Below are 13910 nucleotides of genomic sequence, written 5' to 3'. Positions count from 1 at the left end.
ATAGTGGATCTACAACTCATCCGAGTGCTCACGCCGCGCACAGACCGATCGGGGTATTCAGCGCATCGCGGCCGCGTTTGACGCGTCTGCGGTACGACGGACCGGCGACCAGTGCGGTGCCACCGATCACCAGCGGAGCGGCTAGCAACCAGGGCGGGTGCACGACGACGAGCGCTATCGTCAACAGGAACGCCGCCCCGGCGAGAAGCGCGATCTCTCTTCGCACTTTGCGTAATTCGGTGACGCCGGCAACGACTGTCGATAACGCGTCAGCTGTCGGGCGCCACCGCCGCGCACACGATGGGCACGTCCACGCCATGGCTGTACCGCGGACATCGTGACTGGCGTGGGCGCCGCAATGACAGCGGAAGCGCAGTCTCACCGAGGACATCATGCGGCGTCCTCGACCGTCGACGGCAACACGGCAGAGTTTACTACTGCTGGAATATGAGTACGAAAAGTAAACCGCTGCTTGTCCTGCACCACGCGCCGGTATGCGTAGAGGGCGCATCCCGTTGCCAGCAGGCCCACCCCCACCAAAAGCTCGCGGATCCCGCCGTAGCCCGTCATCGCGAACGATGTTGAACCGACGACGATCAGCACGGCGTTGAACGCGGCGAGCAGTCCTGCCACCCAGAGCCAGGGTGTGGACAATCGCAGCGGGCGATGCAGTTCGGGACGGTCCTTGCGCAGCAACAACACTGCCGACAGGGCAAAGACGTGACAGACCACGTAGCCCATGTTGCTGGCCGCCAAGACCGCGACCGTGGTGGGCAGGAAGAGTACGGCCAATATGTTCAACGTGACGTCGACGTACATGCCGCGGTTGGGCACGTTGTGCTTGTTGAGGTGGTCAAACCACTTGATGGTCATGCCACTGCGGGACATGCCGTAGAGGGTGCGGGCACCGCCGGCACTGGCGGCGTTCATGCCGAGCAGAAAGCTGCCGATCATGCAGACAATGACGATGTCCGACCATCCCGCACCGATTTCGCGATGCAGAAGGTCGGCGTAGAAGCCGAGCGGCGCCTGGGCCATGGCCTGCTGGCTGACGACTCCTCCCAATGCGACGGGCAGTATTGCGTACACGGCCAGACAGAACATCGCGGACCGAATGAGCGCCTTGCTCGTATCTTGCTCGGTGTCGTGGTATTCGGGCGCGAAGGTTGCGCAGACCTCGATGCCGTAAGCCGACCAGGCGTTCAAGTAGAGCCAGACCAGGGCGAGTTGGACAGCGCCCCAAGTGCTTCCGGCCGCGCCCGCGAAACCCCAAGACAGATGCGAGAGCGAGAAGTCGGACAAGAAGAACGGCACAACCATCAAAAGGAAGAGCGGGACGAACAGCAGACTTCCGGTCAGATACCCCATGATCTTCATCGGTTTGACGCCCATCGAGTTGACGATCCACAGCGCGATGATGAGCGCGATGGCGATCACGCGGGCCAGGTCCAGGTGGACGATGTGCGCGACACTCCACGTCTGGCTGGGAAACCATTGCGCCTGAACGAGTCCGCCGGTGGTGAGGCCGAAGATCGCCAACACCGACGACCAACCGGCCCAGTAGCCGATCGCCGACATGGGTCCGGCCGGACTGAAGCGTGACCGCCAGCCCTCGAACGCGTACATGGGAATCCCGCCGGCGTGTTCGGGGAACATGGTCGCGGGCTCGGTGTAGATCTTGTTCTGCAGCACGGCGATGACCATCGAGCCCAGCCACACCGTCAATGCGCCCGCTGCTCCGACCTGGCCGGTGGTGTATCCCAGGTTGGCGATGATGAAACCGGGATTCGACAGCGTCATGACGAAGCCGTCGTACCAATTCATTGTCTTGAGCAACTGGCGTTCGTCGGCCTCGGCGACGGCCACGCCGTGTGCAGAGGTGATCACATCCGGGGGTGAATCGTTCATGAGGGTGGCGACTCCTATTTCGAAATAGTGGTCAGTGGTGTCTGCGGTTACTGGTGGCGCTGGGCTTCTTCGGCAGCGATACCGAACCCCTTGCGGGGCAATCCTTCTGATTGCGGTCGGGCTCTTGGTCAGGGCCCGGCCGCGGCGCCCGCACGGGCGGCAAGCCAGGCTGCGGCGCGGTCTTTGTATTTGATGATGCCTTTGTAATCGGCCATGTCGTCCGGTAATTCGGCCAGCACCGCCGCGGTGCGTTCACGCCACGGTTCCACGGTGGCCAGCTGCTGCAGCGGAAGCATGTAAGTGCGGATCAAGAACATGATCGCGCCGGAACTGGGCAACCGAATCAGATGCTGGACTTCGACGCGTAGGTGCACCAGCGCCGCGAATGTCTCGTCGTCGACATGCTGGATCCACTCTCGATCGGGACCCCACTCGGGATATCGCTCGGTGGACACATCCAGTCGCCGCCGGATGGTCATCGTCCAGTTGGTGCGCCGGTAGGGCTGATGGGGCTGGAGCTGTTTGAGGAATTCATGGGCGCGTGTGATCACCCCTTCCCGGCGAATCCTGGGAACCGGACCGTGGATCTCCAGGAAGCTCATGCCGACGTCGAACCCGAAACTCCAATCGGCGGCGAAGGTCACCAAACCTGCGTCGGCGAACAGGGTGTCGTTGCGCTGGTCGAGTAGCACGATGTCTTCTTGGACTTGCCTGGCGATATAGCGCAACGGATCTTCGGGCAGTGTCGACTCGTCGCCGTAGACGAAGTCGCACGTGCGATCCAGCAGCCGGTTCTCCCAACGCCAGCTGCCATCACCGTTGTGGGACAACCGCATTGACTCCGGGTAGTCGGCGCTCAGATACCGCATGAGGGTGAGCATGGTGTCCCAGGCCGCGGGCCGCATGTGCGGCAGCACGACGCATCGGGTCGGGTCGGCCGCCAGGACGTCGTCGCGCGCGGCGAGTTCGCGGTGATATTCGCAGTCGACGTCGAGTACCTTCAGGCCCCACTCGCCGGCGGAGCTCGGCACCGCCACCTGCGCGGGTTCCACGTTGGTGCTGTACCGGTAGTGGTCATCGACGAACGGAAACGGGAAGCCCCGCACGAGTTGGTCGTCGGTGGACTCGGTTATCACAGGGGCACCTCCAGGCTGGGTCCCGCGGCGCGCGACACGCAGCACATCATCGTGTCGCCGCGCCGTTTGGTGTCGTCGTCGAGAAAGAGGTCTCGATGCGTGGGGATACCGCCCGTGACTGGGATGCGGCATTCCCCGCAGACCCCCTGGCGGCAACGGTTGGGCACCTCGACGCCCGCATGCTCCAACGCCTCCAGAAGTGACGTTCCCCTCGGAACATCAACGGTCCGTCCGCTTTTGGTCAAGTTCACCGTGAAAGGCTCACCCGCATCGAGCGTTCCGACACCGAACCGCTCCACGTGCAGACGCGACGACGGCCAGCCCGATGCAATCGCGGTGTCGAGTACGTAGTCGATCATCGCTGCCGGACCGCACACGTAGAGGTGGGCGCCGACCGGCTGGTCGCCCAGAACCTTCTCCAGGCGCATGCAGAATTCGTCCTGGTCGACGAAGAGCTCGGCATCGGGCCCGGCCAACTGGAGGACGTCGTCCACGTGCGCGCCGAGCCCCTCCCGGTAGCTATAGAGCACCTGTACCTGGTGATTCCACCGGCGGGCGTTGCGCAGGTGCGACACGATCGGCGTGACGCCGATGCCACCGGCGATCAGCAGGTGTTTGGCCGCGCGGGGATGCGGCGGAAACGCGCTGCGTGGTGTCAGGGCGGTGATCACGTCGCCCACCGACAGTTGTTCGTGCACCCACCGCGACCCGCCGCCCCCGTCACGCACATGCAGTACCGACACGTCGTACTCGAGCGGGTCGACGCCGTCGTTTGTCAGGCTGTAGGAGTTGCGCTTGCCACCGCAATCCAACGTCAAATGACTGCCCGCGACGAACGGTGGCAACGCCCGCCCCTCCGTTGGCCGCAGTCGCAGACTGCGGATCCCCGGTACCGGTTGTTCTATAGCGGTAACGGTCAACTTGATGCCGGCAGCGTTCACGGCACCACCGCTTCGGCGTCGACCATGTAGCCCATGAACTGCCCCAGGCGTCGCGAGACATGGTGATACACAACGAGAGTGCGCTGACAGCCGTCGCACATTACGGTGCCACCGACCTCGACGACCGCAGAGGTGGCGGCGCGACAGTGCGTGCAGAACACCTCCACCGGTCCGTCGCCGACGGTCAGCGCCGCGAACTCATCGTCCTCCAGGCCCGCGCCCAGAGCCGCGGCCCGCAGGGCCAGACATGCGCCGACCGGCCCGGCCACCCCTACGCGCACGCCAACCCGAGCCCGCCCCAGCGCCTCGACGAGCACCGCACACGCAGACGGCACATCGTCACCGGTCCATAGCTCGACCGAGCCGCCGGCGACGTCCTCGACCCATCTCCGCACGATGCGCTCGGCCGCGCTGCCCACACCGATGAACACGTAGGCCGCGCCACCGGTGTCGACGGCCGTCTCGGCCGTCCCGAGCACCCACGACGGAATGCTGGTGTCCGCCAGATTTGTCATCATCGATCCCGCGCGTGTCAGAGCAGGTCTGCGCTGCGGTCACCGCAGTAGAAGGCCAATGCGTAACTCGGCGTTGAGAAGTAGATCCGCGAGCCCTTCGGGAAAAAGATCGCGTCCTTGGCTTTGGCGACGAGTGTCTGGCCGGTGTCTCGGTTCTCGAGCAGGAACTCGCCTTCCAAGACGACCTTCATCTCGTCGTAGGTGTAGACGTAGAGCAGCGGCTCATCGGAATGCTTGAGTTCGAAGAAACCCGAGCACATGCGGCTGCCCTCGGGATTTTCGTACACATCTTTGATGAAGCCCTTGGTGTGCGGCACTCCCATCGAGGGCAGGTTCTTCCACGCATCCGGGGTGACCCGGAAGGACGCTTGCACGGCGGTGGGCTCCATCGCATCTCCATTTCGCTGTAGGCAACGACATCGACTATCAGGAAACCGCAGCAATGTTGCCGACAGGTCAAAGAGTTGTTTCTCTAAATGAACTTCCGATTCTTTACAGTGGACCACTGTCGCACATAAGACCAGGTGTTTGTGGGTCATCCCATGTGAACGGTCGTTGACCACCAGGCGCGGGTGGGCCTCGGGCGCGCCCGACGCTGGTAGACGAGAGGGAAGAGCGTCCACTGGTATGAAACAGTACTCATCGACTCCCAATGCAGCAGAGGGCGCAGGTCACCTTTGAGACGCGAGATAAAAAATCGAAACCTCGCCCCAGCGGAGAAGGCCACGTGCAAGCCCCGCGTGGTGTTTCATGACAGGAAACAATGCCTGTTAAGCTGGCCCGCGTGGAGGACCGCGAATTGAAGGTTGTGCGCGACACGGGCGATCCGGCACCGCTCAATCGTGAAGTTACCGGTGAGGCACTCACCGGTAACGACCTCGAGAAGGCGATCGCCCGTCAGGTCCGCACGCTCCGCCGGGCCGCCGGGCTGTCGATAGCCGATATGGCGGCCAAAGTCGGAATTTCCAAGGCGATGCTGTCCAAGATTGAAAATGCCCAAACATCTTGCAGCCTCTCAACATTGGCAAGATTGGCGGCCGGATTGGACGTCCCGGTAACGGTGTTGTTCCGCGGCGCTGACACCGGGCACGAAGCCGTCTACACCGAGAACGGCCGGGGTTCGCAGATCGTCGGCCGAGGCACCCGGGTAGGCCACCACTACGAGCTCTTGGGGGCGCTCCGGGGCCCACACAAGCGGCTCGAACCGGTGCTCGTGACCTTGACCGAGGCAAGCGAGATCTTTCCCCAGTTTCAGCATCCCGGCACCGAAGTCCTCTACATGCTCGAAGGCGTCATGATGTACGGCCACGGCGAGGCCGAATACACACTTCGCCCTGGCGACACGCTGCTGCTCGACGGCGAGACGATGCACGGACCGCATCAGTTGGTGCGCTTGCCGATCAGATTTTTGGCGATCACCGCCTACCCCGACGACCGGGCCGCCATTTGAGCCGCCCGAGCCAGTACCCGACTTTGCTCAGCGGCTCGCAGATTGCCCGCGCCTAAGCCATCCGGGTGCATAGAAACGCCTTCGCGCGGGGAGCAAGGGAAGAACCGACCGTCCTCGCGGTAGGCGTGCTTGGGCCAAATCCGTTCCCATGCGGCATCAAAACGGCCCCCGGAGTGATCTCCGGGGGCCGTTTCTCTTTAGTAGCGGGGACAGGATTCGAACCTGCGACCTCTGGGTTATGAGCCCAGCGAGCTACCGAGCTGCTCCACCCCGCGACGGGTGAATATCAGGTTACTTCAACGCGCACGAGGGCACCAAATCGCGCTCTGACCAGCGGCTATTTGGCGTTGTTGTACTTGGTGATCGCCTCGTCGAGGCGCTGCAGCGCCGCCCCATAGCCCGCGAAATCCCCGGACTTCTGGGCGTCGCGGGCAGCACCCATCGCCGTCTCGACGTCCTTGAGCGCGGCGGCCTTGGCCGGCGACAGGCTCACCGCGCCGCTGGGCGGTGGCACGGCGGCATTGGCCGGAGGTGGCGGGCTCGCGGGCGGTTCACCGGGCGGCGCGGCGGCGGGTGGGGCCGGTTCGGTGGGCGCAATACCGGCCGCGGTCGCGCTGGCGCCGGGGCCGAACAACCCGTTGAGCGCGTCGCCCACGGTTGGCCCGTAGCCGATCTTGTCGTTGTACATCATCGCGACGCGAATCAACCTGGGATACGACGAGGCCACGTCGCTCGAACCGGGCGAGGCGTAGACCGGCTCGACGTACAGCAAGCCGCCCTGCGCCACCGGCAGGGTCAGAAGGTTGCCCCACTTGATCCGGTTCTGGTTGTCACGCCCGATCACGCCGAGGTCTTGGGACACAGCCGTATCCGTCGTGATCGCGTTGTTGGCCAGCTTGGGGCCGTTTACCTGACCCGGGATGGTCAGCACCGTGATCTTGCCGTACGTCGACGGATCGGAACTGGCGCTGATGTAGGCGGCCAAGTAGTCGCGCTTGAACCGGTTCATCGCGCTGGTCAACTGGAACGACGCCGAATTGTCATCCTTGGCAATGTTTTTCGCAACGATGTAATACGGCGGCTGGTAACTACTGGCTGTCGGGTTCGGGTCCAGCGGCACATCCCAGAAGTCAGAAGTGGAGAAGAACGTCACCGGGTCGTTGACGTGATACTTCGCCAGCAGCATCCGCTGAACCTTGAACAGGTCTTCGGGATAGCGCAGGTGCGCGGCCAGTTCGCTGGTGATGTCGCTCTTCGGCTTGACCGTTCCCGGAAAGACTTTCATCCATGCCTGCAGCACCGGGTCGTGCTCGTCCTGCTGATAGAGCGTCACGGTGCCGTCGTAGGCGTCGACGGTGGCTTTGACCGAGTTACGGATGTAGGACACTTGCTTGTCCGGCGCGAGCCGGTTGAACGCCACCTCGGTGGAGTCGGCGGTGGCCGACGACAGCGAAGTCAGTTCGGAGTACGGATAGTTGTCCAGCGTGGTGTAACCGTCGATGATCCACACCAGCCGCTTGTTGACGATCGCCGGATACACGCTGCTGTCGGTGGTCAACCACGGCGCCACCGCCTCGACGCGCTGCGCCGGGTCGCGGTTGAACAGAATCTTGCTGTTCGATCCAATGACATTGGAGAACAGAAAGTTTCGCTCCGCGAACTTGGCCGCGAACACCCCGCGCGAGATCCAGCTACCGAGTGGCACACCGCCGGTCCCGGTGTAGGTGTAGTTCTTGGTCTCTGTGTTGGTCTCGTAGTCGTATTCGCGGTCCACGCCGTTGCGCCCGACGATCGCGTAATCGGCCGGGGTGCTGGCGATCACCGGCCCGAAATACACCCGAGGTTGGTCCAGCGGCGCCGGACCGGTGGACGTCACGCTGCCGTTCGCGCCGACCACAGTGGCCTTGAATTCTGGGTAGCCGCCGTTTTGGTTGGGGTCGTTGGCAATTCCGCGCACGGTGTTGGCCGGCGAGGCGATGAAGCCGTTGCCGTGGGTGAAGACGGTGTGACGGTTGATCCAGTCCCGCTGGTTGTCGATCAGGTGATCGGGGTTGAGTTCGCGGGCGGCAACCACGTAGTCGTGCAGGTTGCCGTCGCGATCGCGGTACCGGTCGATCGACAACTGGTCGGGGAAATAGTAGAAGTTCTTGCCCTGCTGGAACTGCGTGAACGCGGGGCTGATGATGGTCGGGTCGAGCAACCGGATGTTGGAGGTGGTGGCCCGGTCTGACGCCACCTGTTCCGCCGTGGTCTTCCCGTCGCCGCTGTAGTCGCGGTAGGTGACCACGTCGTCGGTCAACCCGTAGGCCTGCCGGGTGGCGGTGATGCTGCGGCTGATGTATTCGCGTTCCTTTTGCGCCGCATTGGGCTTGACGCTGAACTGCTCGATGACCAGCGGCCAAGCCGCGCCGACGACCATCGAGGACAGCAGCAACAGCACCAGTCCGATGGACGGAATACGCAAGTCGCGCAACACGATCGCGGAGAACACCGCGACCGCGCAGATCAGCGCGATTGCCAGCAGGATCAGCTTTGCCGGCAGCACCGCGTTGATGTCGGTGTAACCGGCCCCGGTGAACGGCTTGCCCGCCCGGGTGTGCGACAACAACTCGTAGCGATCCAGCCAGTAGGCGACCGCTTTGAGCAGCACCAGCGTTCCGACCAAGCTGATCAACTGGATACGCGCCGAGCGGCTGAGCGCACCGGTACGACCGGACAAGCGGATGCCGCCGAAGATGTAGTGCGCCAGCAGATTCGCGACGAAAGCCAGAAAAATCGCTACGAACAAAAAGCTGAGCACCAGTCGGTAGAACGGCAGATCGAAAGCGTAGAAGCCGAGATCCTTGCCGAACTGCGGGTCGCGGACCCCGAAGCTGCCTCCGTGCAGGAACAGTTGAATGCGGACCCAAAAGGTCTGCGCGACAATCCCTGCCAGCAAGCCGATCGCCACCGGCACCCCGACACCGGTCGCCCGCAGCCGGGACATCACCAGCGTGCGATAGCGCGCCACCGGATCGCTGCCGTTACTGGGGACAAATACGGGCCGAGTCCGATATGCCAGCGCCAAGCCCGCGAACACGATGCCGCCGACCAGCACGCCGACTACCACGAACACGATCAGCCGGGTCATCAACACGGTGGTGAACACCGACCGGTAGCCCAACTCTCCGAACCAAAGCCAGTCGACATAGGCATCGATCAGCCGAGGACCGACCAGCAGCAGGCCGATCACGGTCAACGCGATCGCGATGAGAGTCCGGCTGCGTCGGGTCAGCTTCGGAATTCTGGCGGCGGGCCGCATCCCCACTAGCTACGCTCCCTGATCAGTCTCGACAGTGGCTGTTGACGGATGAATTCGACTGTACGCACGCTTAACACCTCGGCGGCTGCCCGCCGGAGGCCACGGCATGCAATGCGTCCACTGCCCCGCCGAGGGTGTCGACCTTGATCAACTGCAGGCCCGCCACCTTCTCGGCGTTCGCCTCGTAGCAGTTGCCGGCCGGCACCAGAAAGACCGTCGCGCCCGCGTCGCGGGCCGCGCTCATCTTGTGCCCGATGCCGCCGATACGGCCGACCTCGCCGTCCGGCTTGATCGTGCCGGTGCCCGCCACGAACTTCGAGCCGGCAAGATTTCCCGTGGTCAGCTTGTCGATCACGGCCAGGCTGAACATCAGCCCCGCCGACGGTCCGCCCACGTTGGCCAAGTTGAAGTCGACCGCGAACGGGGCCCAGGGTGCGTCGGTCACCGAGACGCCGACGAAGCCGTAGTCGCCCTTCGGGTGGTGGCCGAGGGTGATCTGCGCCGACCCGGGATCGGCGTTCTTCCGGCGGAAGTCGACTGTGATCTGTTGTCCGGGTTTGGTGGTTTTCAGGAACGACGTGAACTGCTCGACGTTCGCTACCGGCTTACCGTTCACCGCCTGGATCGCGTCGCCGGCCTGCAGCTTGCCCACCGAGGGGCCGGGGTCCGTCAGGGTCACGATCGTGACGGCTTCCGGGTATTTCAAATATCCCAGGGCCGCGAATTCGGCGTTGTGCTCCGATTCCTTGAAGTCGGCGTCGTTGGCCTTGTCGACTTCTTCGCGCGACTGGCCCGGCGGATAGACCAGGTCGCGCGGCATCAGCTGCTCCTGGCCGGAAAGCCACAGCGTCAGCGCCTCGGCAAGGCTGAGCCCGTCCCGCTGGGACACCGTCGTCATGTCCAGGTGGCCCGTCGTCGGGTGCGTTTGAGTGCCCTTGATCTCGACAACCTGCTTGCCGTCGACCTCGCCGAGCGTGTCGAACGCGGGACCCGGGCCCAGCGACACGTACGGCACCGTCACCGCCGCCAGCAGCACGCCGAACACGACGATCGGGGCCAGCGCCACCATCAGCGTCAGAATCCGCCTGTTCACGCCGCTAAGACTAGACGGCGTGGTCAGACCGCCCGGGCTCATGCGGGGCGGGTTCACTCAGAGCGTGACGGCGGCCCGCGCGTCCCGCTGTGACGATGAGTACCGTTGTGGACATGGCTGACCTGCCTTTCGGGTTCTCCGCAGGAGACGACCCGGACCGCGACAAGCGCCGCGACAACGACCCCGGATCCGGCTCGGGATCTGCCGACCCCTTCGGATTGGGCGGCCTGGGCGGTGAGTTCAACGTGGCCGACCTCGGCCAGATGTTCACCCGGCTGGGGCAGATGTTCAGCGGGGCCGGCGCGATGGGTGGGCAGTCTTCAGGACCGGTCAACTACGAGTTGGCGCGCCAGCTGGCGTCGAGCTCGATCGGCTTCGTGGCTCCCATCCCGAGCGCGACCCGCGAGGCCATCGCCGACGCCGTCCACCTCGCCGAAACCTGGCTCGACGGCGTGACCGCCCTGCCAGCAGGCACCACCAAGGCCCTCGCGTGGACTCCCAACGACTGGGTGGACAACACCCTGGAGACGTGGAAACGGCTGTGCGACCCGATGGCCCAACAGATCGCGACGGTCTGGGCCTCCTCGCTGCCCGAAGAAGCCAAGGCGATGGCGGGCCCGCTGATGTCGATGATGTCGCAGATGGGGGGCATGGCATTCGGCTCGCAGCTGGGCCAGGCGCTGGCCCGGCTGTCCAAAGAGGTCCTGACGTCAACCGACGTCGGATTGCCGTTGGGCCCCAAGGGAATCGCCGCGCTGCTGCCCGACGCCATCGAGTCGTTCGCCGAAGGACTCGAGCAGCCCCGCAGCGAGATCGTCACGTTCCTAGCCGCCCGCGAGGCTGCCCACCATCGCCTGTTCAGCCACGTGCCATGGCTGTCGAGCCAGCTACTCGGCGCGGTCGAGGCCTACGCCAAAGGCATGAAGATCGACATGCACGGCATCGAGGAACTGGCCCGCGACTTCAACCCGGCGTCGCTGAGCGATCCCGCCGCGATGGAACAGCTTCTGGAACAAGGGGTCTTCGAACCGAAGGCGACGCCGGAGCAGACCCATGCGCTGGAGCGACTCGAGACGCTGCTGGCGCTCATCGAGGGTTGGGTGCAGACCGTGGTCGACGCCGCACTGGGCGAGCGCATCCCCGGCGCGGACGCACTCGGCGAGACGCTGCGCCGCCGCCGGGCCACCGGCGGGCCCGCCGAGCAGACCTTCGCCACTTTGGTTGGTCTCGAGTTGCGACCACGCAAGCTGCGCGAGGCGGCGGCGCTATGGGACCGGCTGACTCAAGCAGTTGGCGTCGATGCCCGCGACGCCGTGTGGCAGCACCCCGATCTGTTGCCCGGCACCGACGACCTCGACGACCCGGCGGCCTTCATCGACCGCTCGCTCGGCGGTGACACCAGCGGAATCGACGAGGCGATCGCCGAATTCGAGCGACGCGCCGAGTCCGGCGACGACGGTCCCGGCGCAGCGGATAGCTGACCGCTCGGCAAAGACGCCTGGGGCGATCTCGTCGAAAGTCCGTCACATCGAAAACTTAGGGTTTAGCTTAAGAACACCTGTGACTGTCATAAACGTGCGGACGGGAAGTACCGGCGATGACTCAACGACGAGCTATCAAGCACAACTCTCACTCACGGCAGGCGATGAACCGGCGCCGTAGGCGAACCGTGGTGGTGACCAGCGCGATCACTGGATTCCTCGCGATCGGACTGGCGCAACTGGCTGACGCACCCACCGCCCGCGCCGATGGCCTCGACGTAGTCTTCGACCAGGTCGTCAACGCGATCACGCATTCGTTCGGCGACCTGGCCGGCGTATCGGGCGCGCTTCCGGATCTCGGCAGTATGGCCGCCGCGGCCAGCCCGGCCGATACCTGGTTGCAGGTGCTGGAACAGGACTGGGCCGGGTTCAGCCAGCAGGTCGATACCGCGCTCGGCGCCTGGTTCAACCATGCCGATGCCGTCGCCAGCACGGACGCCACGGCGATGAGTCCGAACCTGCTGGTCAACCCCGGCTTCGAAACCGCCGACCCGTCCGGATCGGGCTACAGCGGGGTGACCATCCCGGGCTGGACAGAGACCGGCACGCCGACGGTGATCGCGTACGGCACCCAGGGCGGATATCCGATTGGCTTGCCGACTCCGTTCCCCAAGTTCTTTGACTTTCCGCAAACCCCGCCTCCCGGCGGCGGCGACAACTTCGCCGGCGGTGGACCCGTGGCCACGTCCAGCATCAGTCAGACCGTCGAGTTGAGCGGCGAGGCCGGGAAACCGTTCACGCTGAGCGCCGACCTCGGCGGCCAGGGCTGGGACCCGTCTACGGCCGACGTGCAGGTCACCTTCTACGACGGCGACCAAATCGTGGGCACCGACTCGCTCAACCCGGTCACCGTGTGGGATCGCTTGGGCTTCACCGGGTTCGAGGAACGTGACATCTCCGGGACGGTGCCCGAGGGCACCACCTCCGCGGTGGTGACCACGACCTTCACCGACAAAGACTGGGTCTTGGGCAATTACAACGGCGCCTACGCCGACAACGAATCGTTCACGGTCGGCGATCCGACCCTCACCCCGCCAACCCTCACCACGCCGGAATCCAACGTCGGCGAGCTGGACCACGTGTTCCTGATCTACCTGGAGAACAAGGGCGTCAACGACATTGTCGGCAGCCCCAACGCGCCGTATCTGAACAGCCTCATCAACTCGCAACTGTATGACTCGAACTACTACGCGTTGGGCCACCCGAGCGACCCCAACTACATCCGGCCGTTGGGCGGTTCCGACTTTGGCATCGACTACAACCCCAGCTTGGCCGGCATCAACGCACCCAACCTCATGCAAGAGATGGATCTGGCTGGGATCTCGTGGGCCGGCTACGCGCAGAGCATGCCCACCCCGGGCGACCTCGTGTCATCGGGCGACTACTCCGTCGACGAATTACCCTTCACCCAATTCAGTTACGTCACCGACAACACGCCCGCGTACCTGGCGGATCACCTGCTCCCGCTGGGGAACCTGTCCGACGACCTTCAAGACCCGGGCAGCTTCCCCGAATTCACGTGGATCGCTGCCAACGAGGCCAACAACGGGGAAGGCCCCATCGATAGTCTCCAAGGCCTCGCCCAATTCATTTCCACCCAGTTCACGGACCATCAGTACAACGTCGAGGCGGCCGACCAGTTTGCCCAGCAAGAGGTATCAGCTATCGAGAACTCGCCGACGTGGACAAACCCTGACGAGAAGGACGTCATCATCGTCACGTTCGACGAGGACAACAACAACCTGTCGTTGGGCTTCGGGAACGAGGGCAACAACGTGCCGATGATCATCATCCCGAACGGCGGCGCCGTGGCGTCTGGAATGGAAGACGGCCCCTTCACCACCGACCAGTACGCCAACGAGTACAGCTTGATGGCCACCATCGAAGACGCCTTGCGTGGCAACGCCTCGCCGATGGCGACGGACCCGTTGGCGCCGCTCACGGCAAACGACATGTACGCGACACCGATGAACGCCTTTTGGCGCACCACCAACTGACGCTGTGGATAGCTGAATCTCGCCTCGC

10 protein-coding genes, 1 tRNA gene and 1 pseudogene are annotated in these 13910 nt (G+C 64.2%); 3 read left to right on the top strand and 9 right to left on the bottom strand.

What is annotated here, in order from left to right; genetic code table 11:
* Nucleotides 1–28: 28 nt before the first annotated feature.
* From MKK62_RS16490 to MKK62_RS16465, 6 genes and pseudogenes are all read right to left on the bottom strand, one after another.
* On the bottom strand, nucleotides 29–226 hold the full coding sequence (locus MKK62_RS16490; protein WP_240258808.1) for a hypothetical protein: 198 nt from the start codon (nucleotides 224–226) through the stop codon (nucleotides 29–31).
* 164 nt (nucleotides 227–390) lie between these two features.
* Nucleotides 391–1908, bottom strand: a complete 1518-nt coding sequence (locus MKK62_RS16485) for an APC family permease (protein ID WP_240258809.1) — start codon at nucleotides 1906–1908, stop codon at nucleotides 391–393.
* Nucleotides 1909–2039: 131 nt separating this feature from the next.
* A pseudogene (locus MKK62_RS16480) lies at nucleotides 2040–3044 on the bottom strand (heme-dependent oxidative N-demethylase family protein); the annotation flags it as partial.
* On the bottom strand, nucleotides 3041–3985 hold the full coding sequence (locus MKK62_RS16475) for a PDR/VanB family oxidoreductase (protein ID WP_240258810.1): 945 nt from the start codon (nucleotides 3983–3985) through the stop codon (nucleotides 3041–3043). The pseudogene MKK62_RS16480 and the gene MKK62_RS16475, both read right to left, overlap by 4 nt.
* Nucleotides 3982–4500, bottom strand: coding sequence for a dimethylamine monooxygenase subunit DmmA family protein (locus MKK62_RS16470; RefSeq protein WP_240258811.1), 519 nt, complete (start codon nucleotides 4498–4500; stop codon nucleotides 3982–3984). Before MKK62_RS16470 ends, MKK62_RS16475 begins: the two co-directional genes overlap by 4 nt.
* A gap of 17 nt (nucleotides 4501–4517) precedes the next feature.
* Entirely contained in the window at nucleotides 4518–4889 is a 372-nt protein-coding gene (locus MKK62_RS16465) for a cupin domain-containing protein (protein ID WP_240258812.1), read from the bottom strand.
* A gap of 419 nt (nucleotides 4890–5308) precedes the next feature.
* Here MKK62_RS16465 and MKK62_RS16460 point away from each other — a divergent pair, with 419 nt between their 5' ends.
* Nucleotides 5309–5950, top strand: coding sequence for a helix-turn-helix domain-containing protein (locus tag MKK62_RS16460; protein ID WP_240264109.1), 642 nt, complete (start codon nucleotides 5309–5311; stop codon nucleotides 5948–5950).
* Nucleotides 5951–6151: 201 nt separating this feature from the next.
* On the opposite strand, the gene MKK62_RS16455 is transcribed toward MKK62_RS16460, so the two are convergent.
* The 3 genes from MKK62_RS16455 to MKK62_RS16445 form a co-directional block, all read right to left on the bottom strand.
* Nucleotides 6152–6225, bottom strand: a tRNA-Met gene (locus MKK62_RS16455).
* A gap of 62 nt (nucleotides 6226–6287) precedes the next feature.
* Nucleotides 6288–9257 (bottom strand): UPF0182 family protein, encoded by a 2970-nt coding sequence (locus MKK62_RS16450; RefSeq protein WP_240258813.1) that lies wholly within the window; start codon nucleotides 9255–9257, stop codon nucleotides 6288–6290.
* 64 nt (nucleotides 9258–9321) lie between these two features.
* Nucleotides 9322–10344, bottom strand: a complete 1023-nt coding sequence (locus MKK62_RS16445) for a YlbL family protein (protein WP_240258814.1) — start codon at nucleotides 10342–10344, stop codon at nucleotides 9322–9324.
* 95 nt (nucleotides 10345–10439) lie between these two features.
* Between MKK62_RS16445 and MKK62_RS16440 the strand changes: the two genes are divergently transcribed.
* Together MKK62_RS16440 and MKK62_RS16435 are read left to right on the top strand one after the other, a co-directional pair.
* A complete protein-coding gene (locus tag MKK62_RS16440; protein WP_240258815.1) occupies nucleotides 10440–11825 on the top strand; it encodes a zinc-dependent metalloprotease in 1386 nt (461 codons plus the stop codon).
* A 188-nt stretch (nucleotides 11826–12013) separates the two neighbouring features.
* A complete protein-coding gene (locus MKK62_RS16435; RefSeq protein WP_240258816.1) occupies nucleotides 12014–13882 on the top strand; it encodes an alkaline phosphatase family protein in 1869 nt (622 codons plus the stop codon).
* Nucleotides 13883–13910 lie beyond the last annotated feature (28 nt).

The organism is Mycobacterium paraterrae, assembly GCF_022430545.2.
GTDB lineage: Bacteria > Actinomycetota > Actinomycetes > Mycobacteriales > Mycobacteriaceae > Mycobacterium > Mycobacterium paraterrae.
The sequence above is the reverse complement of the archived record's forward strand: the minus strand, read 5'-3'. Positions and strand labels throughout refer to the sequence as shown.